General features: G+C 34.5%; 17 protein-coding genes. All 17 read left to right on the top strand.

All coding sequences use genetic code 11. From position 1 onward, the window contains the following. The first annotated feature begins 17 nt into the window (after window positions 1–17). On the top strand, window positions 18–3,098 hold the full coding sequence (locus Q1A01_RS14895) for a TAT-variant-translocated molybdopterin oxidoreductase (protein WP_299682492.1): 3,081 nt from the start codon (window positions 18–20) through the stop codon (window positions 3,096–3,098). A 32-nt stretch (window positions 3,099–3,130) separates the two neighbouring features. Further along, window positions 3,131–4,903: an NrfD/PsrC family molybdoenzyme membrane anchor subunit gene (nrfD, locus tag Q1A01_RS14890; RefSeq protein ID WP_299682528.1), complete on the top strand. Its 1,773-nt coding sequence runs from the start codon at window positions 3,131–3,133 to the stop codon at window positions 4,901–4,903. Between the two features lies 1 nt (window position 4,904). Beyond that, window positions 4,905–5,441 carry a DUF3341 domain-containing protein gene (locus Q1A01_RS14885; protein WP_299682490.1) on the top strand — a complete coding sequence of 179 codons (537 nt, stop codon included), beginning with the start codon at window positions 4,905–4,907 and terminating at the stop codon, window positions 5,439–5,441. 9 nt (window positions 5,442–5,450) lie between these two features. Beyond that, complete coding sequence (locus Q1A01_RS14880) at window positions 5,451–6,146, top strand: cytochrome c (RefSeq protein ID WP_299682487.1); 696 nt, start codon at window positions 5,451–5,453, stop codon at window positions 6,144–6,146. 33 nt (window positions 6,147–6,179) lie between these two features. Further along, a complete protein-coding gene (locus Q1A01_RS14875) occupies window positions 6,180–7,556 on the top strand; it encodes a quinol:cytochrome C oxidoreductase (protein WP_299682485.1) in 1,377 nt (458 codons plus the stop codon). Between the two features lie 27 nt (window positions 7,557–7,583). Next, window positions 7,584–8,654 (top strand): cytochrome c oxidase subunit II, encoded by a 1,071-nt coding sequence (locus Q1A01_RS14870; protein WP_299682483.1) that lies wholly within the window; start codon window positions 7,584–7,586, stop codon window positions 8,652–8,654. A gap of 38 nt (window positions 8,655–8,692) precedes the next feature. Next, the gene (locus Q1A01_RS14865) at window positions 8,693–10,516 is read left to right on the top strand and encodes a cbb3-type cytochrome c oxidase subunit I (protein ID WP_299682480.1); all 1,824 of its coding nucleotides are present in this window, start codon (window positions 8,693–8,695) and stop codon (window positions 10,514–10,516) included. A 164-nt stretch (window positions 10,517–10,680) separates the two neighbouring features. Continuing rightward, window positions 10,681–13,389 carry a pitrilysin family protein gene (locus Q1A01_RS14860; RefSeq protein WP_299682478.1) on the top strand — a complete coding sequence of 903 codons (2,709 nt, stop codon included), beginning with the start codon at window positions 10,681–10,683 and terminating at the stop codon, window positions 13,387–13,389. A 130-nt stretch (window positions 13,390–13,519) separates the two neighbouring features. After that, window positions 13,520–14,542, top strand: coding sequence for a Holliday junction branch migration DNA helicase RuvB (gene ruvB / locus Q1A01_RS14855; RefSeq protein WP_299682475.1), 1,023 nt, complete (start codon window positions 13,520–13,522; stop codon window positions 14,540–14,542). Window positions 14,543–14,561: 19 nt separating this feature from the next. After that, window positions 14,562–15,911, top strand: a complete 1,350-nt coding sequence (locus Q1A01_RS14850; RefSeq protein ID WP_299682472.1) for a cytochrome P450 — start codon at window positions 14,562–14,564, stop codon at window positions 15,909–15,911. A gap of 10 nt (window positions 15,912–15,921) precedes the next feature. Next, the gene (locus Q1A01_RS14845; protein ID WP_299682469.1) at window positions 15,922–18,831 is read left to right on the top strand and encodes a hypothetical protein; all 2,910 of its coding nucleotides are present in this window, start codon (window positions 15,922–15,924) and stop codon (window positions 18,829–18,831) included. Next, window positions 18,828–19,754 (top strand): tRNA epoxyqueuosine(34) reductase QueG, encoded by a 927-nt coding sequence (gene queG, locus Q1A01_RS14840; RefSeq protein ID WP_299682466.1) that lies wholly within the window; start codon window positions 18,828–18,830, stop codon window positions 19,752–19,754. Before Q1A01_RS14845 ends, queG begins: the two co-directional genes overlap by 4 nt. A gap of 162 nt (window positions 19,755–19,916) precedes the next feature. Then, window positions 19,917–21,239, top strand: coding sequence for an MFS transporter (locus Q1A01_RS14835; protein ID WP_299682463.1), 1,323 nt, complete (start codon window positions 19,917–19,919; stop codon window positions 21,237–21,239). Between the two features lie 12 nt (window positions 21,240–21,251). Then, window positions 21,252–22,481, top strand: a complete 1,230-nt coding sequence (locus Q1A01_RS14830; RefSeq protein WP_299682460.1) for an MFS transporter — start codon at window positions 21,252–21,254, stop codon at window positions 22,479–22,481. After that, entirely contained in the window at window positions 22,465–24,375 is a 1,911-nt protein-coding gene (locus Q1A01_RS14825) for a trehalase family glycosidase (protein ID WP_299682457.1), read from the top strand. Before Q1A01_RS14830 ends, Q1A01_RS14825 begins: the two co-directional genes overlap by 17 nt. A gap of 2 nt (window positions 24,376–24,377) precedes the next feature. After that, complete coding sequence (locus Q1A01_RS14820; RefSeq protein WP_299682454.1) at window positions 24,378–24,914, top strand: hypothetical protein; 537 nt, start codon at window positions 24,378–24,380, stop codon at window positions 24,912–24,914. Further along, a complete protein-coding gene (locus Q1A01_RS14815; protein WP_299682451.1) occupies window positions 24,911–26,080 on the top strand; it encodes a glycoside hydrolase 100 family protein in 1,170 nt (389 codons plus the stop codon). Before Q1A01_RS14820 ends, Q1A01_RS14815 begins: the two co-directional genes overlap by 4 nt. Window positions 26,081–26,083 lie beyond the last annotated feature (3 nt).

Below are 26,083 nucleotides of genomic sequence, written 5' to 3'. Positions count from 1 at the left end.
AGTATAAAATCAATTATATGTCATCAAACAAGAAATACTGGAAAAGTGTCGATGAGCTTAACGGAAACCCGTTAGTTGAAACACTAAGACAGAATGAGTTTGTAGAAGAAATTCCGACAGATGAGTTTTTAGGTGATAAAGATACCTTAGAGGCTTCTCAGACAACACGTCGTGACTTCTTAAAGTACGTAGGTTTCACTACAGCAGCAGCATCACTTGCGGCTTGTGAAGGTCCTGTTAAGAAATCCATTCCTTATGTAGTGCAACCAGAACAAATCGTTCCTGGAGTTGCAGATTATTATGCATCTACGATTGCAGATGGATTTGATTTTGCAAGTGTGCTTGTGAAAACTCGTGAAGGAAGGCCTATAAAGATTGAAAATAATAAACTAGCAAAAGCTGGATATGGAGCAAATGCTCGTGTGCATGCTTCTGTGCTATCTATGTATGATCAAAATCGTGCACAAGGACCTACTGCTTCAGGTGAAGCTGTTTCTTGGGGAGATATTGATGCAGGTGTAATGGCGCAGTTAAGTAGTGGGAAGCAAGTGGTGTTATTAACACAAACATTTGCAAGCCCTTCTACTGATAAACTTATTGCTGAGTTTAAAGAAAAATATCCTAATGTTTCTCATATTGCTTACGATGCAGTAGGGGAGCAATTTGCATTAGATGCTTTCGAAGCAAAGTATGGAGTGCGTGCCCTTGCGGATTATGACTTCTCAAAAGCAACAGTAATTGTTTCTGTAGGAGCAGATTTCTTGGGGGATTGGAATGGTGGAGGCTATGATGCTGGATATGCAAAAGGACGTATCCCTACAGATGGGAAGATGTCTAAGCACTTCCAGTTTGAAGCAAATATGTCTCTTTCTGGTGCTAATGCAGATGTGCGTGTGCCAGTAAAGCCATCTGAACAGAAGGCGATTTTAAAAGCATTAGCTGGAGGGTCTATGTCTGGTGTTCCAGAGCATGCGAAGGCAAAAGTGAGTGAAGCATTAAGTGAATTAAGAGCAGCAGGTAGTAAAGGTATTGTTGTGACTGGTTTGCAAGATATGGCTTCACAAGCAGAGGCTTTAAGAATAAATGAAAGTAGTGAGGTGATTGACGTTACTGCACCAAGAATGACACGTTCTGGTGATGTGCGTAAAGTGAATCAGCTTGTTAAAGATATGAATGCTGGTAAGATAGGAATGTTAGTAATGGCGGGTGTAAATCCTTCTTATACACTTCCTAATGCTGCTGAGTTTGACGCAGGTCTTGCTAAAGTAGCGGTTTCTGTAGCGTGTTCTATGCGTGCAGATGAATCAGCTTCAAAAGCAACACATATTGCACCAGTACCTCATTACCTTGAGGCGTGGGGTGATGTTCAAATAAAGCAAGGGGAGGTAAGCATTACGCAACCTACGATACGCCCTTTATTTGATACAAGACAATTTCAAGATAGTTTGTTGAAATGGATGGGATACGATCAGTCGTATTATACATACATAAAAAACACAATGACTGATGCGGGTATCTCTTTTAATAAAGCGGTACACGATGGGGTTGTGATGACTAACGCTTTCGCGAAAGCGGTTACAACAAATACAGATGTTTCAATAACTGAAGATGCAGGTGCTTCAACAAGCTTCCAAGATGGTGGAGGTTTTGAATTAACCTTATATACTAAAACATCAATGGGAGATGGTAGCCAGGCAAATAACCCTTGGTTACAAGAGATGCCAGATCCTATTACAAGAGCTACTTGGGATAACTACTTAACCATGTCTGAAGCTGATGCTAAAAAACTTGGTTTATGGTTTGATCGTAGTACGTTCTTTACAGAAGCCCGTCACGATGCTAATGGAGGTCTTAATGGTCATCTTGCAAATGTGACTATAAATGGAGTGACTCTTGAAAATGTGCCAGTAATGGTGCAGCCAGGTCAAGCAAACGGATCGATAGGTCTTGCTGTTGGGTATGGAAGAACAACGTCTATTCAAGAAGAAATGCAAACGGGTGTAAATGCATATGCATTAATGCTCAATGGTAGTATGACGCAAGGAAATGTTTCTATTTCTAAAGCAAATGGTGTTCATGAGTTTGCAGTAATACAATTACACAATACCTTAATGGGGCGTGGTGATATTGTAAGGGAAACTAGGCTTGAAATTTTTAGTTCTAAAGATTTTACTAAAAAAGATTGGAATCCAATTCCTGAAGTTTCTAAAGATCACCAAGAGTATGCAGTGACTTCACCTGAAGTAGATCTTTGGGATGAGTTTGATCGTTCTGTTGGTCATCATTTTAACCTTGGAATTGATTTAAATGCGTGTACAGGATGTGGGGCTTGTGTGATTGCATGTCACGCAGAAAACAATGTTCCTGTAGTTGGAAAATCAGAAGTACGTCGTAGCCGTGATATGCACTGGTTACGTATAGATAGATATTATTCTTCTCAAGATACTTTTAAAGAAGATAATGAAAAGAAAGATGGCTTTAGCGGTCTTGGAGGTGATAATGGATCTCTAGGAGGATTTGGAGAAATGGAAGATCCAGCTGCAAATCCACAAGTGGCTTTCCAGCCAGTAATGTGTCAGCACTGTAATCATGCTCCTTGTGAGACTGTGTGTCCAGTAGCTGCAACATCACACGGTCGTCAAGGTCAAAACCATATGGCATATAACCGTTGTGTAGGTACACGTTATTGTGCAAACAACTGTCCATATAAAGTGCGTCGTTTCAACTGGTTCTTATATAATGGTAATGATGAGTTTGATTACCATATGAATAATGACCTTGGACGTATGGTGATTAATCCAGATGTAACAGTACGTTCTCGTGGGGTTATGGAAAAATGTTCTATGTGTATGCAAATGACACAAAAAACAATTTTGGATGCCAAGCGTGATGGACGTGTAATTAAGGATGGAGAATTTGCAACAGCATGTTCAAATGCATGTACAAGCGGAGCATTAACGTTTGGAGATGTAAATGATAAGGATAGTGATGTATATCACCAGTCACAAGACGACAGAATGTATCACTTACTGGAAAGTGTAGGAACAAAACCAAATGTATTCTACCAGACGAAAGTGAGAAATACAAAAGAAGCATAAAAATAACTAATCAAAAGAACTAATTATATAGGATTATGGCGCATTACGAAGCACCTATAAGAAGACCACTAGTTACCGGCGATAAAACATATCACGATGTAACTTTAGATGTTGTAGCTCCTGTAGAAGGACGTGCAAATAAGTCTTGGTGGATAGTATTTACTATTGCTTTAGCTGCATTTCTGTGGGGAATAGGCTGTATTATTTATACCATATCTAATGGTATTGGTAGTTGGGGTCTTAATAAAACTGTAGGATGGGCTTGGGATATTACCAACTTTGTATGGTGGGTAGGTATCGGTCACGCAGGGACACTGATTTCTGCTGTACTTTTACTATTCCGTCAAAAATGGCGTATGGCGATTAACCGTTCTGCAGAGGCAATGACCATTTTCTCTGTAGTTCAAGCAGGATTATTCCCGATCATTCACATGGGGCGTCCTTGGTTAGCATACTGGGTATTACCTATTCCAAATCAATTTGGTTCTTTATGGGTAAACTTTAACTCACCACTTCTTTGGGATGTATTTGCGATATCAACATATTTATCGGTTTCTTTAGTATTCTGGTGGACAGGATTACTTCCTGATTTTGCAATGATTCGTGATCGTGCAGTGAAGCCTTTCCAAAAGAAGATTTATAGTTTATTATCTTTTGGATGGTCAGGTCGTGCAAAAGATTGGCAACGTTTTGAAGAGGTGTCATTGGTACTTGCAGGTCTTGCAACACCACTTGTACTTTCTGTACATACAATTGTATCGTTTGACTTCGCAACTTCAGTGATTCCTGGATGGCATACTACTATTTTTCCTCCTTACTTTGTTGCAGGAGCGGTATTCTCAGGTTTTGCAATGGTAAACACATTACTTATTGTAATGCGTAAAGTATCAAACTTAGAAAATTATATTACGTTACAACATATTGAGTTGATGAACATAGTCATTATGATTACTGGTTCTATTGTTGGAGTGGCTTATATTACTGAGTTATTTATGTCTTGGTATTCTGGAGTAGAATATGAGCAGTATGCATTCTTAAATCGTGCAACAGGACCTTATGCTTGGTCTTATTGGGCAATGATGACATGTAATGTATTCTCTCCGCAATTTATGTGGTTCCCTAAGTTAAGAAGAAGTATCATGTTCTCTTTTGTGATATCAATTGTAGTAAATATAGGGATGTGGTTTGAGCGTTTTGTAATTATTGTTACTTCATTACATCGTGATTACCTTCCTTCTTCTTGGACAATGTTCTCTCCTACTTTTGTAGATATAGGAATATTTATTGGAACAATAGGTTTCTTCTTTGTACTCTTCTTATTATATGCACGTACATTTCCAGTGATTGCACAAGCAGAGGTGAAGACAATTATGAAATCATCTGGGGAGCGTTATAAGAAATTAAGAGAGTCAGGACAGTCATTATTAGGTACAGGAGCAGATTCTCGTACTTCTGGAGGTCCAGTGAAAATAAATCTTGGAGATCATACCGTAACAGCAGATACTCAAAAACTTGATGATGGACAGCCATTAGTAGAAGTTCCTTCAGGAAGTGTAGAAGATCTTGTAGGTTCACTTGGGGTATTTGATGCAAATACGCAACAAGCAGATGATCTTAAAAAAATAAATGGTATTGGTCCAAAAATGGAAGAGAAGCTTAATGAGCTTGGTATCTTTACATTTGCTCAAGTGGCAAAAATGACACAAAGAGAGTACGACCTTTTAGATAGTATTACAGGTTCATTCCCAGGAAGAGCAGAGCGCGATGATTGGGCAGGACAGGCAGCAAAACTTAATAACAACTAGTATGAGTACGGGATCACACGTTATACACGCACTTTATACAGATGACGACGTTTTAATGAACGCCGTTAAGGAAGCAAAGAAAAAACACTTGCATATCAATGAGGTGTACACACCGTTTCCTGTGCATGGACTTGATAAAGCAATGGGATTAGCCCCAACAAGATTAGCCATTACTGCATTTATGTATGGTTGTGTTGGACTTACAGTTGCTATTACCATGATGAATTTTATTATGATTGAAGATTGGCCTCAAAATATTGGAGGTAAACCAAGCTTTAGTTATATAGAAAATATGCCTGCATTTGTTCCAATTATGTTTGAACTTACAGTGTTTTTTGCAGCACACTTAATGGTTATTACCTTTTATATGCGTAGTAGACTTTGGCCATTTAAAAAAGCAGAAAATCCTGATGTACGCACAACAGATGATCATTTCTTAATGGAAATAGATGCTTCAGGACACAATGCACAAGAACTTGCAGACTTTTTAGTAGGTACTGGTGCAACAGAAATTAATTTAGTAGCAAACGAAGAATAAGGATACGCAATGAAGAATATATTCAAAATAGCGATCGTACTTATTGCCATTGTAAGTTTAGGTTCTTGTAAAGAAGATAATAAGCCTAACTATCAATACATGCCTAATATGTATGAATCAGCAGGATATGAAACCTATGGTGATTATGAAGTGTTTGAAGCTGTAACTGGAGGGTCATCAGCCATGATACCTGCAGAGGGATCAATAGCACGTGGGTGGATGCCTTATGAGATAGAAAATACAAATGAAGGGAAAGAGTTTGCAAAGGCAAATCTTAAAAACAAACTTCCTTTTACCGAAGAAACTGAAGCTAAAGGAAAAGAGCTTTATGATATATATTGTGGTATTTGCCATGGTAAAAAAGGTGATGGTAAAGGAAAGCTAGTAGAGCGTGAAAAAATATTAGGTGTGCCAGCATATAATGATGCAGGTAGAGCAATAACTGAAGGAAGTGTTTACCATGTTATGTATTATGGTATTAATTCTATGGGATCTTATGCTTCTCAAATGACAGAAGAAGAAATGTGGATGGTAGATCATTATGTAATGTCTCTAAAAGATAAATTAGATAAGAAAGAACCTCGTGCATATGATGTAGTAGAAGCTGTTGAAGAAATTCATGTAGAAAATACTCATGCAGACGAAGGAGGACACGAGACTGAAGAACACCCTACTACCGAAGGAGATCACGGTACAGAGCATTAAACACACTAACTGAAAAAGCGATAACAAAAAGATATGTATACATTATCTAAAAACTTAAGACTTACAGCATTTATATTTATGGCTGTTGGTTTCGTATTGTTTGCAGTAGATTATGTTAATTTACCTAAAACTACAGAAGATGTGATAGCTATGGAAGCAGCACATGGTGATGGTCACGGAGGTGGTCATGCATCAGAAGCAGTTACTCATGATAGTGGTCATGCAGAAGCTAATGCACATCATGGAGAAGAATCTTCTCATAGCGAAGGAGGACACGAAATGACTCAAGAAGAACATAATAAACATGTATTAGCACAATACCAAAATAAGCCTTGGTCTGCTATTTATATTGCTGCATTTTTCTTCTTTATGATAGCTCTTGCTTGTCTTGCATTCTATGCAATTCAATATGTAGCTCAGGCTGGTTGGTCACCATTACTTCTTAAAGTAATGGAAGGTATCACTGGTTATTTGCCAGTGGGAAGTGTGATTATGCTTGTGTTACTAATATTAGGAGTATTTCAATTTAACCATATGTTTCATTGGGCAGATCCTTCATTAGTAGAAGAAGGTAATGCGCATTATGATAAAATTATTGCAGGGAAATCCGGTTGGTTAAATCCATATAGATTTATAATCTTTTCGGTATTATATCTTTTAGGTTGGAATATCTATAGATATTTTGCTTTGAAATTTAGTAAAAATCAAGAAGAGGCTTCTGATAATAAATGGCATAAAAAATCATTTAAGGCTGCAGCAGGGTTTTTAGTATTCTTTATTTATACAGAATCTATGATGTCTTGGGACTGGATTATGTCTTTAGATCCACATTGGTTTAGTACGCTATTTGGATGGTATGTATTTGCAGGAATGATGGTATGCGCAATTACAACAATTGCATTGGTTACAATTTATCTGAAATCAAAAGGATATTTAGAAAAAGTAAATGATAGTCATATTCATGATTTAGCTAAGTTTATGTTCGCCTTTAGTATTTTTTGGACATACCTTTGGTTCTCTCAATTTATGTTGATCTGGTATTCAAATATTCCAGAAGAAGTAACCTACTTTATTACAAGAATAGACGATTATAAGTTGCCATTCTTTGCAATGTTAGGTATGAACTTTATCTTCCCATTGTTGTTACTAATGAATAGCGATTTCAAAAGAGTTAATTGGTTTGTAGTAATGGCAGGTATAGTGATTCTATTAGGACATTATGTAGATATCTTTAATATGGTTATGCCAGCAACTGTAGGAAAGTCTTGGTCGTTTGGTTTTGTTGAAATAGGATCATTATTATTCTTCCTCGGATTATTCATTTTTGTAGTATTTAGATCACTTACAAAACGTCCATTAGAACCTAAGCGTAATCCGCTTATTGAAGAAAGTAAACATTTTCACTATTAGTATATAGATAAAAGAAGTTAGAAAGCAATGACAGGTTTATTAGCACTCATCGTAGTAATTCTATTTGTAGTTACAATTTGGCAAATGTCAAAGATCTTTAAGTTATCACAACTTAAAGGGAATAGTGAAAACGGACAAATAGCAAATGATAAGGACAACCGTGTTAACGGTAAGTTGATGATTATGTTCCTTATCTTCATGTATTTTATAACTATATATTGTTTCTGGAACTATAGTAAGTTTTACTTACCCGAAGCATCTTCAGAACATGGTTCTAGTTATGATACATTAATGTTTATATCTCTTGCTCTCATTATGGTTGTGCAAGTGATAACACAAGCTCTACTTCATTACTTTGCATACAAGTATCAAGGTAAGAAAGGAAATCGTGCATTATTTTATGCAGATAATGATAAGCTCGAGTTTATATGGACTATTATTCCAGTAATCGTTTTAGCAGGTCTTATCATCTATGGGCTATTTACTTGGTCTGACATCATGAATTTTGAAGAAGAAGAAGATGCTATTGTTGTTGAGTTGTATGCAAAACGTTTTGCATGGGAAGCTCGATATGCTGGAGATGATAATATTCTTGGAAATGCAAATGTGCGTTTTATAGAAGGTGCAAATACAGTAGGGGTAGACTTAAGCGATCAAGATGCAATGGATGATGTGATTACTTCAGAATTACACTTGCCAGTAGGGCGTCAAGTGATCTTTAAATTAAGATCTCAAGATGTGTTACATTCAGCATATATGCCTCACTTCCGAGCACAAATGAATGTTGTGCCAGGTATGATTACACAATTTTCTTTTACACCTTCAAAAACAACTGCTGAAATTCGTGAGACGCAGTATATGAAAGATAAAATGCAGGTTATAAAAGAGATAAGAAAAGAAAAAAACAAAAAGTCTATTGCAGCAGGTAATGGTGAAATAGATGAGTATGATGAATTTGATTATTATTTGCTATGTAATAAGATTTGTGGTGCATCTCACTACAATATGCAAATGAAGATTGTTGTTGAAACCCAAGAGGAGTATGATGCTTGGATGGCTAAACAAGAAACATTTGGGAAAAAAATAGCAGGGAAATAAAATAAAAAATTAACTAAAGTTAAAGAAAATATAAGATTATGTCAGCACACGCAGCAGGATTAGATCACGCACACGACGATCACGGGCATCATCATAAAGAAACATTTGTAACGAAGTATATCTTTAGTACAGATCATAAAATGATTTCAAAGCAGTATTTGATTACTGGTTTAATCATGGGTATTATTGGTATTGCAATGTCATTGCTTTTTCGTTTACAACTAGCTTGGCCAGATCATCAATTTACAGTTTATGAAATATTTTTAGGTGATTGGGGTAAAGATGGGGTAATGGATCCTAATGTATATCTAGCTCTTATTACAATACATGGTACTATTATGGTATTCTTTGTATTAACAGCGGGTCTTAGTGGAACGTTTAGTAACTTATTAATTCCGTTACAAATTGGGGCTAGGGATATGGCGTCAGGTTTCTTAAACATGGTGTCTTATTGGTTATTTTTCCTTTCTTCTGTGATTATGGTATTGTCTCTATTTGTAGAGTCTGGGCCAGCAGCAGCAGGATGGACAATTTACCCTCCTTTAAGTGCACTACCTAATAGTATTTCTGCATCTGGTATGGGTATGACATTATGGTTAGTATCTATGGCAATATTTATTGCATCATCACTTTTAGGATCACTTAATTATATTGTAACAGTATTAAACCTTCGTACAAAAGGAATGACTATGACACGTCTTCCGCTTACAATATGGGCATTTTTTGTAACTGCAATTATTGGGGTGGTATCATTCCCAGTATTATTATCTGCAGCATTGATGCTTATTATGGATAGGAGTTTTGGTACCTCTTTCTTTCTTTCTGATATTTATATTGGAGGAGAAGTATTACATAATTCTGGAGGTTCTCCAGTATTATTTGAGCACTTATTTTGGTTCTTAGGTCATCCAGAAGTATATATTGTATTATTACCAGCATTAGGTATAACATCAGAGATTATAGCCACAAACTCCCGAAAACCAATTTTTGGATATAGGGCCATGGTCGCTTCTATTCTTGCAATTGCATTTTTATCTACAATTGTTTGGGGTCACCATATGTTTATTTCGGGAATGAACCCATTCTTAGGATCGGTATTTACATTTACAACATTATTAATTGCAATACCTTCTGCGGTTAAAGCATTTAACTATATAACTACATTGTGGAAGGGTAACTTACAGTTTAATCCAGCGATGCTCTTCTCAATTGGATTAGTATCTACATTTATATCTGGTGGATTAACTGGAATCATCCTTGGTGATAGTACGTTAGATATTAATGTACACGATACATATTTTGTAGTAGCTCACTTCCACTTAGTAATGGGTATCTCAGCATTATATGGTCTATTTGCAGGAGTATATCATTGGTTCCCTAAAATGTTTGAAGGGAAAATGATGAACAAGAATTTAGGGTATGTTCATTTCTGGGTAACAGTAATTGGGGCATATGGTATTTTCTTTCCAATGCATTTTATTGGAATGGCTGGTTTACCAAGACGTTACTATACAAATACAGCATTCCCATACTTTGATGACTTATCTGATGTAAATATTGCAATTACGATATTTGCTTTCATAACAGGAGCAGCTCAATTAGTATTCTTATATAACTTCATACATTCTATGTTTTATGGAAAGAAAGGACCTAAAAACCCTTGGAAATCTAATACGTTAGAATGGACTGCTGAAGTAAAGCATATTCACGGAAACTGGGATGGACCTATTCCAGAAGTACATAGATGGGCATATGATTATAGTAAGTTAAATAAGGATGAATCTGATTATGTAATTCCAGGTCAAGATTTCGTCCCACAACATATTCCATTACAGGATAATGAAGAAGAAATGCATCACTAAGAAGTGATTTTACAAATAAATTAAAAGCCTATTCTAATTAGAATAGGCTTTTTTTATATCCGTTATTCGTTTAATATTGAGAATTTAACAGATTATTAAGTGTTGTAATGTTTTAGAGTATTTATTCTTTATGTAACTTTTTAGCATTAAATACATCCATCATTATGAAATATATTAAATCAATAATCTGTTTGGCTTTAGTTTGCGTATTTACAAGCTCACTAAATGCGCAGTTTAAAAAAGGAGCAACTGTAGAAGGTATTACAGAATACTCCATGGAAAATGGTCTTAAAGTACTTTTGTTTCCAGATAATTCATCTCAAACTATTACGGTTAATATAACGTATCTCGTAGGGTCAAGACATGAAGGATATGGGGAAAAAGGAATGGCACACCTTTTAGAACATATGGTGTTTAAAGGAACGCCTAATCATAAAGATATTCCAAAGGAACTATCTTCACATGGAGCTAGACCGAATGGAACTACATACTATGATAGGACAAATTATTTTGAAACTTTTAATGCAACTACAGAAAATTTAGATTGGGCATTAGATTTAGAAGCAGACCGTATGGTGAACAGCTTTATTTCAAAAGAAGACTTAGAAAGTGAGTTTACAGTTGTTCGAAATGAATTTGAAAGCGGAGAGAATAACCCTACTAGAGTAATGATTCAAAAACTAGCCGATGCAGCTTTTATGTGGCACAATTATGGAAAAAGTACGATAGGTAATCGTAGTGATATAGAACGTGTTCCTATTGAAAATTTGCAAGCTTTTTATAAGAAGTTCTACCGTCCAGATAATGCAGTGCTTATGGTTACGGGTAAGTTTGATGAAAAGGAAACATTAGACTTAATAGGAAAGAAGTTTGGTGCGATAAAACGACCTGCTATACCAGTTCGTGATAGTTACACAGAAGAACCTGCACAAGACGGAGAGCGCTTTGTAAATGTAAGTAGAACAGGAGAATCTCAAATAGTAGCAGCTTTGTATCACACGCCGGCAGGATCACATGAAGATTATGCTGGAATATCACTTATAGAAGATATTATGACAAATGCTCCTTCTGGGAGATTGTATAAAAGTCTTGTAGATAAACAAAAAGCGTCAGATATGTTTGCTTTTTCTCCATTTACAAAGGAGCCAGGGTTTATGTATTTACAAGTAAATATACCATCAGATAAAAACGCTGATGAAGTTCAAGAAATAGTAAGAAACACCTTTGATAATTTTAAACCTATTACACAAGAAGAATTAGATCGTGCTAAAGCAAATACACTTAAAAATATTGATCAGATTAGTCGTAATTCCGGATTCTTAGGTACCTATATGAGTGAATTTATAGGAGCAGGAGATTGGAGGCTAAGTTTTATACAACGAGATCGTATTGAAGCTATGACAGTTGATAAGATTAACGCCATAGCTCAAAAGTATTTCATTCCTACAAACCGAACAGTGGGTCGTTTTATTCCTACCAAAGAACCTAAGCGAGTAACATTAGAACACACAGAAGGGCTTAGCGATCTAGTAAGTGATTACAAAGGCCGTGAAGATATGGGTACAGGAGAGGCATTTGATGTAAGCTTTGATAATATAGAAAAACGCCTTGAGCGAGGAAAACTATTAGATCACATTAACTACGGTTTGATAGACAAAGAAAATAGAGGAGATGTCGTTACTGTAAATTTTGCAATACGAAATGGAAAAGTAGATGACTTTATGAATATGGGAATGATCCCTAGCTTCACGGCATCTATGTTGAATAAAGGAACTGCCTCAAAGACTAGGCAACAAATTCAAGACGAATTAAGTAAGCTTAAAAGCTCTGTCTTTTTTAGTGCACGTGGAGGGAATGTATATGCATATGTAACATCAACCAAAAAAGATTTGATGGCAAGTTTAGCGCTTATGGAAGATATGCTTAAAAACCCGACATTTGATCAGGCAGAACTTGATAAACTAAAAACAGAACGTCTTGCAGGGATCGAACAGAATAAAACAGAACCTGGATTCTTAGCTTCTTTTCGCTTAGGGCAAATAAATAACCATTTCCCTAAAGGACACCCTAACTATGCTATGAGTATAGCAGAACAAGAAGAAGCAATTAAAGCAGTTACGGTTTCGGATATGAAGAACTTTCATAAGAAATACTACGGTTTAGGGTATGCTACACTTGTGGGTATAGGAACTATGGATAAGTCAGCGGTAGTAAAGTATTTTGAAACTGGTTTTAAAGACATGAAAGGGGGTAAATATGAAGAGATTAAAAGCCCATATAGCCCTACAAAAGCTGTTTCTGAAGAGATCATAACACCAGATAAGAAAAATGCAACTACATATGGTACACTTGGAATAAAAGTGAGTCAGTATGATGAAGACTATGCAGCACTTAATATCGCAGGAACTATTTTAGGGGGAGGATTTTTAAATTCCCGTATAGCAAATCGATTACGTCAACAAGATGGGGTGAGTTATGGAGCAGGTGCAAGCGTAAATGTAGATAGCGATAAAATAGATGGAGATTCTTCCTTCTTCGTATATGCTATTTATAATCCTTCAAATCTTGCTAAAATAAAACAAGGCTTTAGCGAAGAAATTGATCGCTTTATAAAAGATGGAATTACACAAGAAGAGCTTGAAAATGCGGTAAACGGATGGGTACAAGCACAAAATGTATCTAGAGCAAAAGATAATGAACTAGCTTCTGTTATTAATAATAATCTGTATTACGATCGCGATATGGATTTTCATAAAAAAATTGAGGCAAATGTAAAATCATTAACAGTTCAAGATGTAAATGCTGCGATTAAAAAGTATTTAAAATCCTTTGATCAGTGGACAGTAGTGCATGCAGGAGATTTTAAAGAATAATAATAGCATTCTCTAAAACTTTAAAAACCTCGTTATCATTAAAATAACGAGGTTTTTTTTGGGTACGCTTTCGCGAAAGCGTACTAAGACAATCCTTATATTTGTGTAACACGTATTATGTAAACAGACTATGAATGAAAACTTAGATCCAACAAGCAATAAGTATACGCATGAAGAGATGGATGTAGAACGTGCTTTACGTCCCTTGTCTTTTGAAGATTTTACAGGACAAGATCAAGTGTTGGAAAACCTTCAAGTCTTTGTGCAAGCAGCAAACTTACGTGGTGAAGCATTAGATCATACCCTCTTTCATGGACCTCCAGGACTTGGGAAAACAACCTTGGCAAATATTCTAGCAAATGAATTAGATGTAAACATAAAAATTACATCAGGTCCTGTGCTAGATAAACCAGGTGATCTTGCAGGCTTACTAACCAATCTAGAAGAAAGAGATGTATTATTTATAGATGAGATCCATCGTTTAAGTCCTATTGTAGAAGAGTACTTATATTCAGCTATGGAAGATTATCGTATCGATATCATGATCGAAACAGGACCAAATGCGCGTACGGTGCAAATTGATTTAAGTCCGTTTACATTAGTAGGCGCAACCACTCGATCAGGATTGCTAACTGCACCGATGAGAGCTCGTTTTGGAATCTCTTCTCGATTACAATATTACAGTACAGAATTACTCACTTCTATTGTACAGAGAAGTGCTCATATTTTAGGAGTGCCTATCTCCATGGAAGCAGCCATAGAAATAGCAGGAAGAAGTAGAGGGACCCCTCGTATTGCAAACTCATTATTACGCCGTGTTCGCGATTTTGCACAAATAAAAGGTGACGGAACTATAGATATTGGTATTGCTAGATTTAGTTTAAAAGCACTGAATGTAGATGCACACGGATTAGACGAAATGGATAATAAGATACTCGCTACGATTATTGATAAATTCAAAGGAGGACCTGTTGGTATTACAACACTTGCAACAGCCGTATCTGAAAGTGCAGAAACCATAGAAGAAGTATATGAACCTTTTTTAATACAACAAGGCTTTATTATGCGTACGCCAAGAGGAAGAGAAGTGACAGAAGAAGCATATCGTCATTTAGGAAGAACTAAAGGACCTGTGCAAGGCGGGTTGTTCTAAAGTTAAAAGGTCTTATTAGATGAAAGAAAAAATAATCCCCACAGTTCCATTTTTTGCATTTTTAAAAAATGCAAATAAGATTGTTAAGAACCCATTGCCCTTTCATCATAAAAACTTTGAGGAAAAAGGAGATACATTCCGGTTGAAATTAGGAGCAGGAAAATCTGTTATATTTTCTAGAAATCCTGAATTTGCAATGTATACATTGCAAAAAAATCAACGTAACTACACCAAATCTAAAATTCAAACAAAAGACCTTTCTAAATATGTTGGGAAAGGCTTACTCACATCAGAAGGAGAACTTTGGAAGAAACAACGACGTCTCATTCAGCCTGCATTTCATAAAAAACAATTAGAACAACTTTTAGATACGGTTGTAGAAGCTATTCAAAAAGAAACAAATCGTATAATTCCAAACACTTCAATAGATATATTTCCTATTTTAAACGATCTCGCCTTTCAAACGGTTGCAAAAGCACTTTTTAAATCTGAGATAGATACTGCTGTTATAGAACGGCTCCAATACATCACCGAAGAAACACAACAAATGCTTGTAAAGGAGTTAAGACAGCCTTTTAAAGCATTATACTTTAAATATGGAGGACCTGTTAAAAAACATATTAATCTTACTGTAGAAGCAAGAGGAATTCTTAAAGCCTTGGTGGATCAACGAAGGGAGAGTGGTGAACGACAAGGTGATTTGCTAGATATGTTGCTAGATGCTCGTTATGAAGACGGCACTGGTATAGAAGAATCACAATTGCTAGATGAAATATTAATTCTTTTTGTAGCTGGTCATGAGACTACATCAAACGCGCTTACATTTACATTACAATTATTAGCAAGACATCAAGATGTACAGGAAAAGGTATATACTGAGTGCGTAGGAAGTAAAGAGGATTCCGCTTTCGCGAAAGCAAATACAGCATCACTACTAGCCTATATCAAACATTGTGAATACACAAAACAGGTCATTGAAGAATCAATGAGGTTATATCCACCAGCATATTTTGTAGATCGCGTAAACTATAAAGAAGATTCTTTTGATGAGATTACGATTGAAAAGGAATCCAATTTGCTATTTTCAATTATAGAAATTCATAAACATAAAGATTTCTGGGAAGACCCAGAAGCATTTAACCCAGATCGTTTTGCAAACAATGCAGGAATGAAACACAAGGCTTATTTTCCTTTTGGAGCAGGGCCTCGTATGTGTATAGGGAATAATTTTGCGATGTATGAAATGATATTGGCTGTTACAGAAATTGTAAAACGATATAAAATAATAGCTAAGGACACCCCAATAGAAATTAAACCCCTAATTACTTTAAAACCTCAGAATGCCATGCTGGAATTTATACCTCGTTAAAAAGCTAGTTATGAGACAAATTATAATTATAGTTTTTGTCATATTAAATATATCAACTTCTTATGGGCAAGAGTATTTATTTAGAGAAGTATTAAATGATTTTGAAAAAAACTATTCTAATGGTGAGATATCTAACCTATATGATTTAGCACCATTATTAGATGTGGAAGTTAAAATATCAGATAATTTAGGATATCACTTTTTTGAATCAGAAGTTAGAAGCGTTGCTGCAAGAAAAATAAAAGAAAATTCGTGGTTTGTTGGGGTGGATATGGATTCTATTACACAGTCCAAAAACACGTTTAGAGCGTTTTTGGATACTAATAAGATTACATATAATAATTTGATAGATTCATATGTTAACTTTTCTTCAGATGATATACCTGTTTCATATTCTTTAAGAAATAAAGCATTCTCAAAAACAATAGAGTTTGCTTTTTTTTCTTATGATGAGTTAAAGCAATTTGATGTTAATGAAGATGATTATGAAAATGAGGTAGATTATTATGGAGCAATCCTTAAAAACGCTGATCGATATAAAGGGACTGATTTTTTCACAAAGATTTCATACCATCTTATATATACAAAAGACCCCAAAGCTCTTTTGTATATAGGAAGTGAACCCTATAGGCATAGGTATAAGTACAATAGCTCTTCTCGAAATGATGTTTTTTATGATATTATAAATTCTTATATAAATGTTCAGATACAAGTTGAAAATGAAGAGGGCGTATTGACGCATTTAATTTCTAATGATGATTATGCAAATATTAAATCCAAAAATTATTTAAAATATTGGATGAATCATTATAAAGATTATGCCTGGGATGATGAAAGCAATTTATTTGTTAATAGAAAGGAAAAAGGCAAAGAGTATAACGAATTAGAAATGCATTTTAATAATTTATACTCACCTGATGCTACTATTGCAATAGCTTCATTTAAATCAATTCTCGAAAATCTTGTAGATGTAGTATATGATTTACTTGAAATTCATAAGTTAGATGGATATGGTGATATTGCGCCTAATAGAAGTCTCCCCAGCTTTCTAAATAAAAGAATAGAAGCACTTACAAAATTGACAACTTATTACAATGATAATAATATTGATTATAAATTATCAGATAAGGCTCTGGGGTATATTAAGAATCTAGAGGCAATCAAAGAGTATAAGACGCTTTATAATTATGAAAATGAAATAATAAATGAAATAAATATTAAAGATGTTATTGCTTTAGAATATGCTCTCTCTTTACAAAATCATGAAAATGAAAGAGGACCTTTAACTGTAAGAAACTCGTTAAGCAGAATATTTGATGTTTATTATTCTAATAATTTTGAAGAGATTCTGAATGATAAAGAACAACTGCGTCATTATTTAAAACGTTCAAGATTGTATGATCAATTTGGGATTATTGGAAGTCAAAATAATTACCTAAGAAAATTTGATAATCTATCAAATGAAGAAAAATTAAAATTAAAAAATATTCTTTACAATGAAGAAGATTCTGATATTAAAGTACAGATATGTGATATTTTAGATTTAGTGATAATAATTGATGGGTCACATGGAGAAGTTAGTGAACTTTTTCAAAATCAAATTAATTATTTTTTTAGTGACCTTTTTGATAATAAAGGGAAAATCAGTGAAGTTATCAAGCCAGATTTGATTTACAGTTTGAGCAAAAACTATCGAAAACATAAACGTTTTGCTTTCGAGTATATAAATGGTTTACGATCTGAAAAAATAAATTTTTCAGAAAAAGAACTACAAGAATTATTTTTAGATTATGAACAAGGATTGGAAATTAACTCTTTATTTCTTTATGAATATTTTAAAAAGAAGCTTTCTTCAAAAGATAGCTTGACAGAGTTAGATTTCAATAGGGTATCTGGATATAAGTACTTTAAAAAAGCAGATGCCGATTTATTAATTAATAATATAGGAAAACTTAAAACTACAAGGAGATTAACTTATGTGAATTTTGGTGAAGGAATTAAATCAGAGGGCTTTAAAAAATTGATTCCAAAAATCAAACATTCACAGGATATGTTAGAGATATTAAATCAATCAAAAGAAATTACATCTGATATAGCAATTAGTAATATTTTGTCATTCTCTTTTGAGGTAAAAGATAAAGCAGATTATTATAAGAGAATTATTGATCAAACTAATTTTTTAGACTGGCTGGATGTCTCTAATGAAGAGTTAAATACCGATATTGAGAATCAAATAATTAAATTGCTAAAGGATGCTCTAGAAAACTCTAAAGATAATGAGTACGATTATAGGTCTTATTACACAAATTTATTTCTTTTTGAGCACAGGAAAATGAAAATATCTGATAAAATTGAGCTTATCAAAAACATTAAGGAAGAAAAAATAAAAGAAGAATTATTACAATTAGTATTTATAAAATCTCCAAAGTATAAAACAAATGAGGTTATACAGGGAATTGTAGATCACTATGATTTGTTTTCAGAAAGAGAAATTAGAAAACATATAACCTTAAATATTGGTATCCCATTATCAGAATATTCAAAGGAAACTATAGAGAAGTTATTGATTACTGTGGATACTCATACTAGGAAAGAACTTTTTGAAAAATATAGTTTACTTTATTATCCAGATGTTTATAATAATAAAAAAATAGATTTCAATAAAATTAATAGCTATCTAAGTTTTGATGTTATTATGAGTTTTATTGGAGGACATGGCGATAATAGGTTCGATGGGGTTTTGCCGCTTTTGAGATTACTGGAAGAAACCTTTAAAACGACATTGGGGTTTGATAATAATCTCAAGTATATAGATATTAGTTTTACTACATCTATAAAGAGGCGTTGTAATGCTTGGAAGAAGTTCTTGAAAGAAAAAGGCTTAATAACAAAAGAATTAAAATATCCTTCTTTTCAATGATAGAAAATCGAGCAAAACATACGGCGTTAATAAAAGCTGAAGCAAAACGTTTAGGGTTTATGTCTTGTGGTATTTCGAAAGCTGGATTTCTAGAAGAAGAAGCGCCTCGTCTTGAAAAATGGTTAGAAGAAAATAGGCATGGTCAGATGCAGTATATGGAAAACCATTTTGACAAGCGATTAGATCCTACGAAATTGGTTGAAGGATCAAAAAGCGTGATCTCATTATTGCTTAATTACTATCCAGGAGAAATTCAAAAAGAAGGGTCGTATAAGATTTCAAAATATGCTTACGGAACAGATTATCATTTTGTAATTAAGGATAAACTTAAAGAACTACTTCATTATATCCAATCTGAAATTGGAGAGGTAGGAGGTCGTGCATTTGTAGATAGCGCTCCTGTATTAGATAAAGCATGGGCAGTAAAAAGCGGATTAGGTTGGATGGGAAAACATAGTAATGTCCTCTCTAAAAAAACAGGCTCCTTTTATTTTATAGCAGAACTAATTATCGATTTGGATCTAGACTATGATACCCCAGTTACAGATCATTGTGGTAGTTGTACTGCTTGTATTGATGCGTGTCCTACTCAAGCAATTGTTGAGCCTTATAAGGTAGATGGTAGCAAATGTATTAGCTATTTTACTATAGAGTTAAAAGAAGCAATCCCAGAAGCTGTAAAAGGCACATTTGATGATTGGATGTTTGGGTGTGATGTGTGCCAAGACGTGTGCCCATGGAATCGATTTAGTACATCACATAACGAGCCTTTGTTTCAGCCCAATCCAAAATTATTAGAATACTCAAAACAAGATTGGGAAGAAATTACCCAAGAAGTATTTTCTGAGGTTTTTAAAAAATCAGCTGTAAAAAGAACAAAGTATACAGGATTACTACGTAACATTCAGTTTTTAAAAGAATAGCATTGGTTTTTACTAGATTTCAGGAGCTATTTTACGAAATCGTTTTCGTTGAGTATTTACTATAAAACCTATACAGTTTCAGAAAAAATGCAGATATTACTACTACAAAAATGCATTTATGATATATAAATAACATTTTTCCCTTTCTTAAAAATAGACAGTATGTTTAAAAACATTAAAAAGCCTAAACTTTCTTTTTGGCAAATATGGAATATGAATGTTGGATTTCTTGGAATTCAATTTAGTTTTGGTTTGCAACAAAGTGCGGTTAACCCTATTTTTTTATACCTTGGGGCTACAGAAGATCTTCTTCCAATATTGAATATTGCAGGACCAGTTACGGGGCTCATTGTACAACCTATTATTGGAGCAATAAGTGATAAGACGTGGTCACCAAAATTTGGACGTAGAAAACCTTTTTTCTTGATAGGAGCAATCATTGGGAGCTTATGTTTATTTGCTTTTCCTTTTAGCCCAGTATTGTGGGTGGCTGTTTTAATGTTATGGATTTTAGATATTGGAAACAACATGGCAATGGAACCATATAGAGCTCTTATAGGAGATAAATTGCCTAAAAAACAATTGAGTTTTGGATATCAGATGCAAAGTCTATTTGTAGGTGCAGGTACGCTAATTGCTATGATATCAATTATATATTTCCAGGATATCTTTGGTCTTGAAGAAGAAGCTGCTGGTTCTATTCCTAAGTGGCTCTATTATGCTTTCTTCGTAGGAGCTATTTTGTCTATTACGACAGTTTTATGGTCTATTAGCAGAACAAAAGAAATACCGCCTACTGAAGAGGAAATGGAAGAAATTAATCAATTTAGAAAATTATCATTAAAGGATAAATTTAAGCAGCCCTTTGTGGAAATTGCGCAGACTGTAAAAACAATGCCTAAGTTCATGTGGAAAATTGCAGGTGTGTATTTATTTCAGTGGTACGCTTTGTTTGTATACTGGCAATATATAGTGCCATTGCTAAAAAATACATTAAACTTTACTATTGGAGAGGCTACTTCTCAAGCTGCAAAGATGAGTTTAACTTACAATTCAGTGACTATGGTAGTAGCTCTTGCTTTGGTTCCTTTAACATTAAAGTTTGGTGGAAGAAAAATATATGCAGCTAGCTTAGTTGGTACGGCAGTAGCGCTTTTTATAATTCCTTTTGTAAATGATCCTATATTATTGTTAGTTCCTATGACTCTATTTGGAATAGGTTGGGCAGCAATGATGGGAATCCCTTATACAATGGTGTCTAAAATTGTTCCTCAAAACAAACGAGGAATATATATGGGAATACTTAATATGATGATCGTTATTCCAATGGGTATAGAAACAGTAACTTTTGGACCTATTTATAAATATCTATTAGGAGGTAATGCAATTAATGCAATCCTTTTTGGAGGTGTTTTCTTTGCTATAGCAGCTTTTTTGGCATTGAGATTAAAACCATCAGCATCTGAATCAGTGACTGAATTATAAATTAGTAGTACTATGAAAAATGTAGGAATAAAGATATCCCTCTATCTAAATTATTTTGTGTTCGCTATTCTATTAAATAGTGTTGGAATTGTGATTTCCAAATCTATTAATGTTTATAATGTTGGTGAAGGCGATGCTTCTGTTTTGGAGGCTTTTAAGGATATGCCTATTGCTATAGTTTCTTTTATCGTAGCATCATTTCTACCTCGTTTTGGTTATAAAAAAGCAATGCTAATTGCCTTGGTGATTGTTTTTCTGGGCTGTATAGGTATGTATTATGGAAATACATTTGATACTGCTAAGTTATTATTTATGTCTGTAGGGATCAGTTTTGCTCTTATAAAACTATCGGTATATAGTCTTATAGGAGTTATTACCAATAATTCTAGAGAACATTCTTCATTGATGAGTTCTATAGAAGGTTTCTTTATGGTAGGTATAGCTTCTGCATATTTTATTTTCCCAGCTTTTTATAGTGAAGATCCGGACTCTTGGCTCAATGTATATCCAGTATTGTGTGCGCTAATTGGGTTTTCATTTATATTGTTACTTTTTTCAAAAATTGATATTCCAATTGAAACATCGGGGAATGATTTAAAAAGCGATATTAAAAATTCAATAGGGTTATTAGTAATTCCACTTGTTTTAATATTCATTTTTTCTGCATTTTTCTTTGTTATGGTAGAACAAGGAATTATGACTTGGTTACCACGTTTTAACGAGAAAATATTTTCTTTTTCAGAAAAATTAAGTGTACAAATGGCTTCAATACTCGCATTGTCATTAGCTGTTGGTAGATTTGTAGCAGGTTGGGTATCTAAAAAAATAGCTTGGGAAAAAATAGTCATTGTTTGCTCCATTATTTCTGTGATAATATTGCTTAGTGTATTACCTCAATTGAAACCAAGTGGAGATAGTTTAATTTTAACAGCGCTAGAAGATGTACCTATGTTAGGATTTATTCTACCATTAATAGGTTTGTTCATAGCTCCAATCTATCCGCTTTTAAATTCTACAGTTTTAAGTAATTTACCTAAAAATCTTCATTCTCCTATGTCTGGATTAATTATCGTTTTTTCAGCATTAGGCGGTACTATTGGCTCTAGGATAGTCGGAGAATTGTTTGAAAGTATTGGAGGAGTAAAGGCTTTTTATTTCTTGATTATTCCAATAATATTATTAATACTATCTGTGATTTTTATTAAAAAACTAATCAAGAAAAATAATGAACTTCAAGGGTAATATAGCGCAAACACTTCAACGGTTACTATCACAAGAAGATACCGATGGAGATAAGAAAATCACGGTAGAAGACAAAGGGTCTAAATCTTTTGAGATATCACTTGATAATAATGAGGTGTATACCATAAAAGGTACCTATTATTTATCAAACTTTCTTCAAGAACTCGCTTTAGAAAAAGCGCTTGGAAAAGTCGAAGCTACAATTCCGTTATCTAAAATAGAAGAAGCACCAACGGCACGTGTTTCTAGAATGATTAAAGATTATTTTTGGGATGATCTTACACGTACATTGGATGCAGAGGGCTTACGTAAAAGTTTAGGAGATGATAAAGCGACAGATGCTACACAACGCCTATATGTTCCTGTTACAGATCCAGAAGGAATTGCCTATTATCAAAAGATACAACAGCAATTTCCAAATATGGAAATAGTGGTGCTTCCTAAAGATATTACTCCTGAATACGTAAAATCTATCAATGAAAAACCAGGTATTTTAGCATTGGCATTACAAGATGAAAAAGGCGTTCCGTTTGTCGTGCCAGGCGGTCGATTCAATGAAATGTATGGATGGGATAGTTACTTTGAAGGGATGGGGCTTATTCTTGATGGACGTATTGATCTTGCCAAAGCTATGGTCGATAATTTCTGCTATCAGATTACCCATTATGGTAAAATATTAAATGCAAACCGTTCCTATTACCTCACCCGAACACAACCTCCTTTTTTAAGTTCATTTATTCGCGAAGTCTATGAAGCAGCTCCTTCTGTAGGGAAGGAATGGTTAGCAGATGTGTTGAAGGTTGCTATTCAAGAATACGAAAATGTTTGGATGGAAGAAGGACAGCGTTTAACATCCAATGGCCTGAATCGCTATTATGCACAAGGTATCGGAATCCCTCCAGAAACTGAAGAAGGGCATTTTGATGATGTGTTATCCGCTTTCAAGGAGCAAAGTGACGCAGAAGTTTATGCTGAGCAAAGTCGAAGTGCGAAAGGAACGAGTCGTACAGACAATGAAAGGAAGCCGCTTTCAGTCAAAGCATATGCGGAACTGTACCAATCTGGAGCGCTAAAAGAACCAAAACTAGATGTATATTTCACGCACGACCGAAGCTTAAGAGAAAGTGGACATGATACTTCATGGAGGCTCGATGACGTATGTGCAGATTTAAATACAGTAGATATTAATAGCTTATTGTATAAATATGAATGCGATTTTGCATACCTGATCAACACTTTTTTTGATGGAGTGTTTGAAGGATACCAAGCAACCCATTGGGAAACACTAGCCCAACAAAGAGCTGAGCGCATGAGAACACATATGTGGAATCAAACCCGAGGACAGTACTTTGATTATAATTTTCAGACAAAAGAACAAACGCACTTTGAAAGTGCTTCTAACTATTTGCCCCTTTGGGCAGGACTTGCAAGCGTAGATGAAGCAAGACTGATGGTGCAATCCCTTATGAAGGAACTAAAAGAAAAAGGAGGCATTGCAGGAAGTTCTAAACATATGAATGACCAAGTTCCAGAAGGAGCTGTGCAACGTCAATGGGATTATCCTAATGGATGGGCGCCGCATCAAATGATGATCTGGGGAGGCCTTAAAAACTATAGCTTTGAAGAAGAAATGCAAGAACTCATCTACAGATGGTTGTGGATGATTACTCGAAATGCTGTCGATTATAATGGAACCATTCCTGAGAAGTACGATGTTGTTGGTTGTACCCATAAAGTATATGCAGAGTACGGTAATGTAGGAACCGAGTTTGATTACATCACCACCAGTGGCTTCGGATGGATGAATGCCTCATATCAATATGGATTGTCACTCTTAACATCAGAATTAAGAAATAAACTAGATGTATTAATAGATCCAGATACATTATTTTAGAGATGTTAGGTTTTTTAAAAATTAAAGAAGATCAAGAGGTCTTAGAATCTAATTGTTCTATAAATGCTATTGCAGATGTGATTAGAGAAGAAATAAATGCATTGTTTCGGGACAAGAAATTTAACTTTACCGGTGAACTTACTAATAATCTATCATATATTTTAAGAAGTAAATTTTTATTAATGATGTTTAGACCTAGAATAGGTCCTTTTGTTTATTTGGAAGTTATCCTTAAAGAAGATTTTAAGTCAGGGAATAAACAAATAAGAATAGAAGTCTTAAAAAGACTAGGTAATACATTTTATCTTCACTTTTGGTTTCCAGTTTTTTTGTCCATTATTTTGTTTTCATGGATAGGATACCATGTAATAGTCTCAAGTGTAGGAGTAGAAATGTTATTTTTTCCATTGTTAATATTAATTTATGGAGTGATTATTTATATAATAGCCTATTTTACATTAGAAAATCAATTTTCTAGATTTAAAAAACTTTTAAAAACAAATAATATTTCTTTTGCTAAAGTAAAACCCCTCTCATGACACCCTACCAACATTCTATAGAACTCCTTAAAAGAGTAGCAACACCCAGAGGCTTTTTAGCAAGCGCCAATGATATTGCTAATTATAAACGCGTATGGGCGCGTGATGGAGTTATTTGCGGACTCGCAGGAATCTTAGACGGTGATGAAGTCTTGGTTGCTACTATGAAAAATACGCTGCTTACTCTCGCAAACCATCAACATGAAAACGGAATGATCCCTTCCAATGTATATTTTGAAGGAGAACAATCTTCGGTAAGTTATGGAGGATTAGCAGGACGTGTAGATACCGTTGCATGGTTTATTATTGGGGTGTGTCAATATGTATATAAAACAAGTGATACTGCTTTTTTAAAACAACTAACACCTCATATACATAAAGGGTTTCAAATCCAACAAAGTTGGGAGTACAACGCAGGAGATTTAATGTATGTACCTCGTAGTGGTAATTGGGCTGATGAGTATCCCACACAAGGGTTTATATTATATGATCAATTATTAAGACTTTGGGCATTAAGATCTTATTTACACTTTGATAATGACGCAACTCTGAGAAAAAAAGAAAACGCCATTACAGAAAAGATTTTGGTGAATTACAAGAAAAGTGATTCCTCAGAAAATCGATACCACCCTAAAGCCTATCAAAATTTGCAGAAAACACCTTTTTGGGCAGCTTCTTTAGAACCCGCAGGATATCAAACTCAGTTTGATGCCTTTGCCGCAAGTTTGGCATTGCTATTAAACATAGGTAATCCTCAAGATCATAAAGAATTGATAAACTATACAGAAACCCTTCGGCTTTCATTAGATTTGCAATTGCTCCCAGCTTTTTGGCCAGTAATAAAAGAAGGAGATAGTGATTGGAAGTGGCTCACTAATAATTGTAAATACGAGTTTCGTAATTACCCATATGAGTTTCACAATGGCGGTACTTGGCAAATGGTAAATGGTTTTTATGGCGTGGGATTAATGACTCAAAAAGAAGAAGAAAAAGCAAAACAAGTACACGCTGAAATTGAAAAACTAAATCAAAAAGAAAATTGGAGTTTTTATGAAAACTTCAACTCTAAAACAGGAGCTCCTAATGGAGTGCCTTTTTGTACGTGGAGTGCTGCCGGAAGTGTGTTGCTAGAACAAGCATTAAATAACAATAAACTACTTGTATAATAC

Origin of the sequence: uncultured Dokdonia sp., assembly GCF_947492815.1 — a bacterium.
Lineage (GTDB): Bacteria > Bacteroidota > Bacteroidia > Flavobacteriales > Flavobacteriaceae > Dokdonia.
Note: the sequence above shows the minus strand (reverse complement) of the source record. Positions and strands in the feature narration are given on the sequence as shown.

What these genes read in the sequence shown, in the direction of transcription:
- Q1A01_RS14885 (WP_299682490.1), top strand. Translation starts at nt 4,905, where the DNA reads ATGAGTACGGGATCACACGTTATACACGCACTTTATACAGATGACGAC.
- ruvB (WP_299682475.1), top strand. Translation starts at nt 13,520, where the DNA reads ATGAATGAAAACTTAGATCCAACAAGCAATAAGTATACGCATGAAGAG.
- Q1A01_RS14835 (WP_299682463.1), top strand. Translation starts at nt 19,917, where the DNA reads ATGTTTAAAAACATTAAAAAGCCTAAACTTTCTTTTTGGCAAATATGG.
- Q1A01_RS14825 (WP_299682457.1), top strand. Translation starts at nt 22,465, where the DNA reads ATGAACTTCAAGGGTAATATAGCGCAAACACTTCAACGGTTACTATCA.
- Q1A01_RS14870 (WP_299682483.1), top strand. Translation starts at nt 7,584, where the DNA reads ATGACAGGTTTATTAGCACTCATCGTAGTAATTCTATTTGTAGTTACA.
- Q1A01_RS14830 (WP_299682460.1), top strand. Translation starts at nt 21,252, where the DNA reads ATGAAAAATGTAGGAATAAAGATATCCCTCTATCTAAATTATTTTGTG.
- Q1A01_RS14820 (WP_299682454.1), top strand. Translation starts at nt 24,378, where the DNA reads ATGTTAGGTTTTTTAAAAATTAAAGAAGATCAAGAGGTCTTAGAATCT.
- Q1A01_RS14895 (WP_299682492.1), top strand. Translation starts at nt 18, where the DNA reads ATGTCATCAAACAAGAAATACTGGAAAAGTGTCGATGAGCTTAACGGA.
- queG (WP_299682466.1), top strand. Translation starts at nt 18,828, where the DNA reads ATGATAGAAAATCGAGCAAAACATACGGCGTTAATAAAAGCTGAAGCA.
- Q1A01_RS14815 (WP_299682451.1), top strand. Translation starts at nt 24,911, where the DNA reads ATGACACCCTACCAACATTCTATAGAACTCCTTAAAAGAGTAGCAACA.
- Q1A01_RS14860 (WP_299682478.1), top strand. Translation starts at nt 10,681, where the DNA reads ATGAAATATATTAAATCAATAATCTGTTTGGCTTTAGTTTGCGTATTT.
- Q1A01_RS14845 (WP_299682469.1), top strand. Translation starts at nt 15,922, where the DNA reads ATGAGACAAATTATAATTATAGTTTTTGTCATATTAAATATATCAACT.
- Q1A01_RS14865 (WP_299682480.1), top strand. Translation starts at nt 8,693, where the DNA reads ATGTCAGCACACGCAGCAGGATTAGATCACGCACACGACGATCACGGG.
- Q1A01_RS14880 (WP_299682487.1), top strand. Translation starts at nt 5,451, where the DNA reads ATGAAGAATATATTCAAAATAGCGATCGTACTTATTGCCATTGTAAGT.
- Q1A01_RS14875 (WP_299682485.1), top strand. Translation starts at nt 6,180, where the DNA reads ATGTATACATTATCTAAAAACTTAAGACTTACAGCATTTATATTTATG.
- Q1A01_RS14850 (WP_299682472.1), top strand. Translation starts at nt 14,562, where the DNA reads ATGAAAGAAAAAATAATCCCCACAGTTCCATTTTTTGCATTTTTAAAA.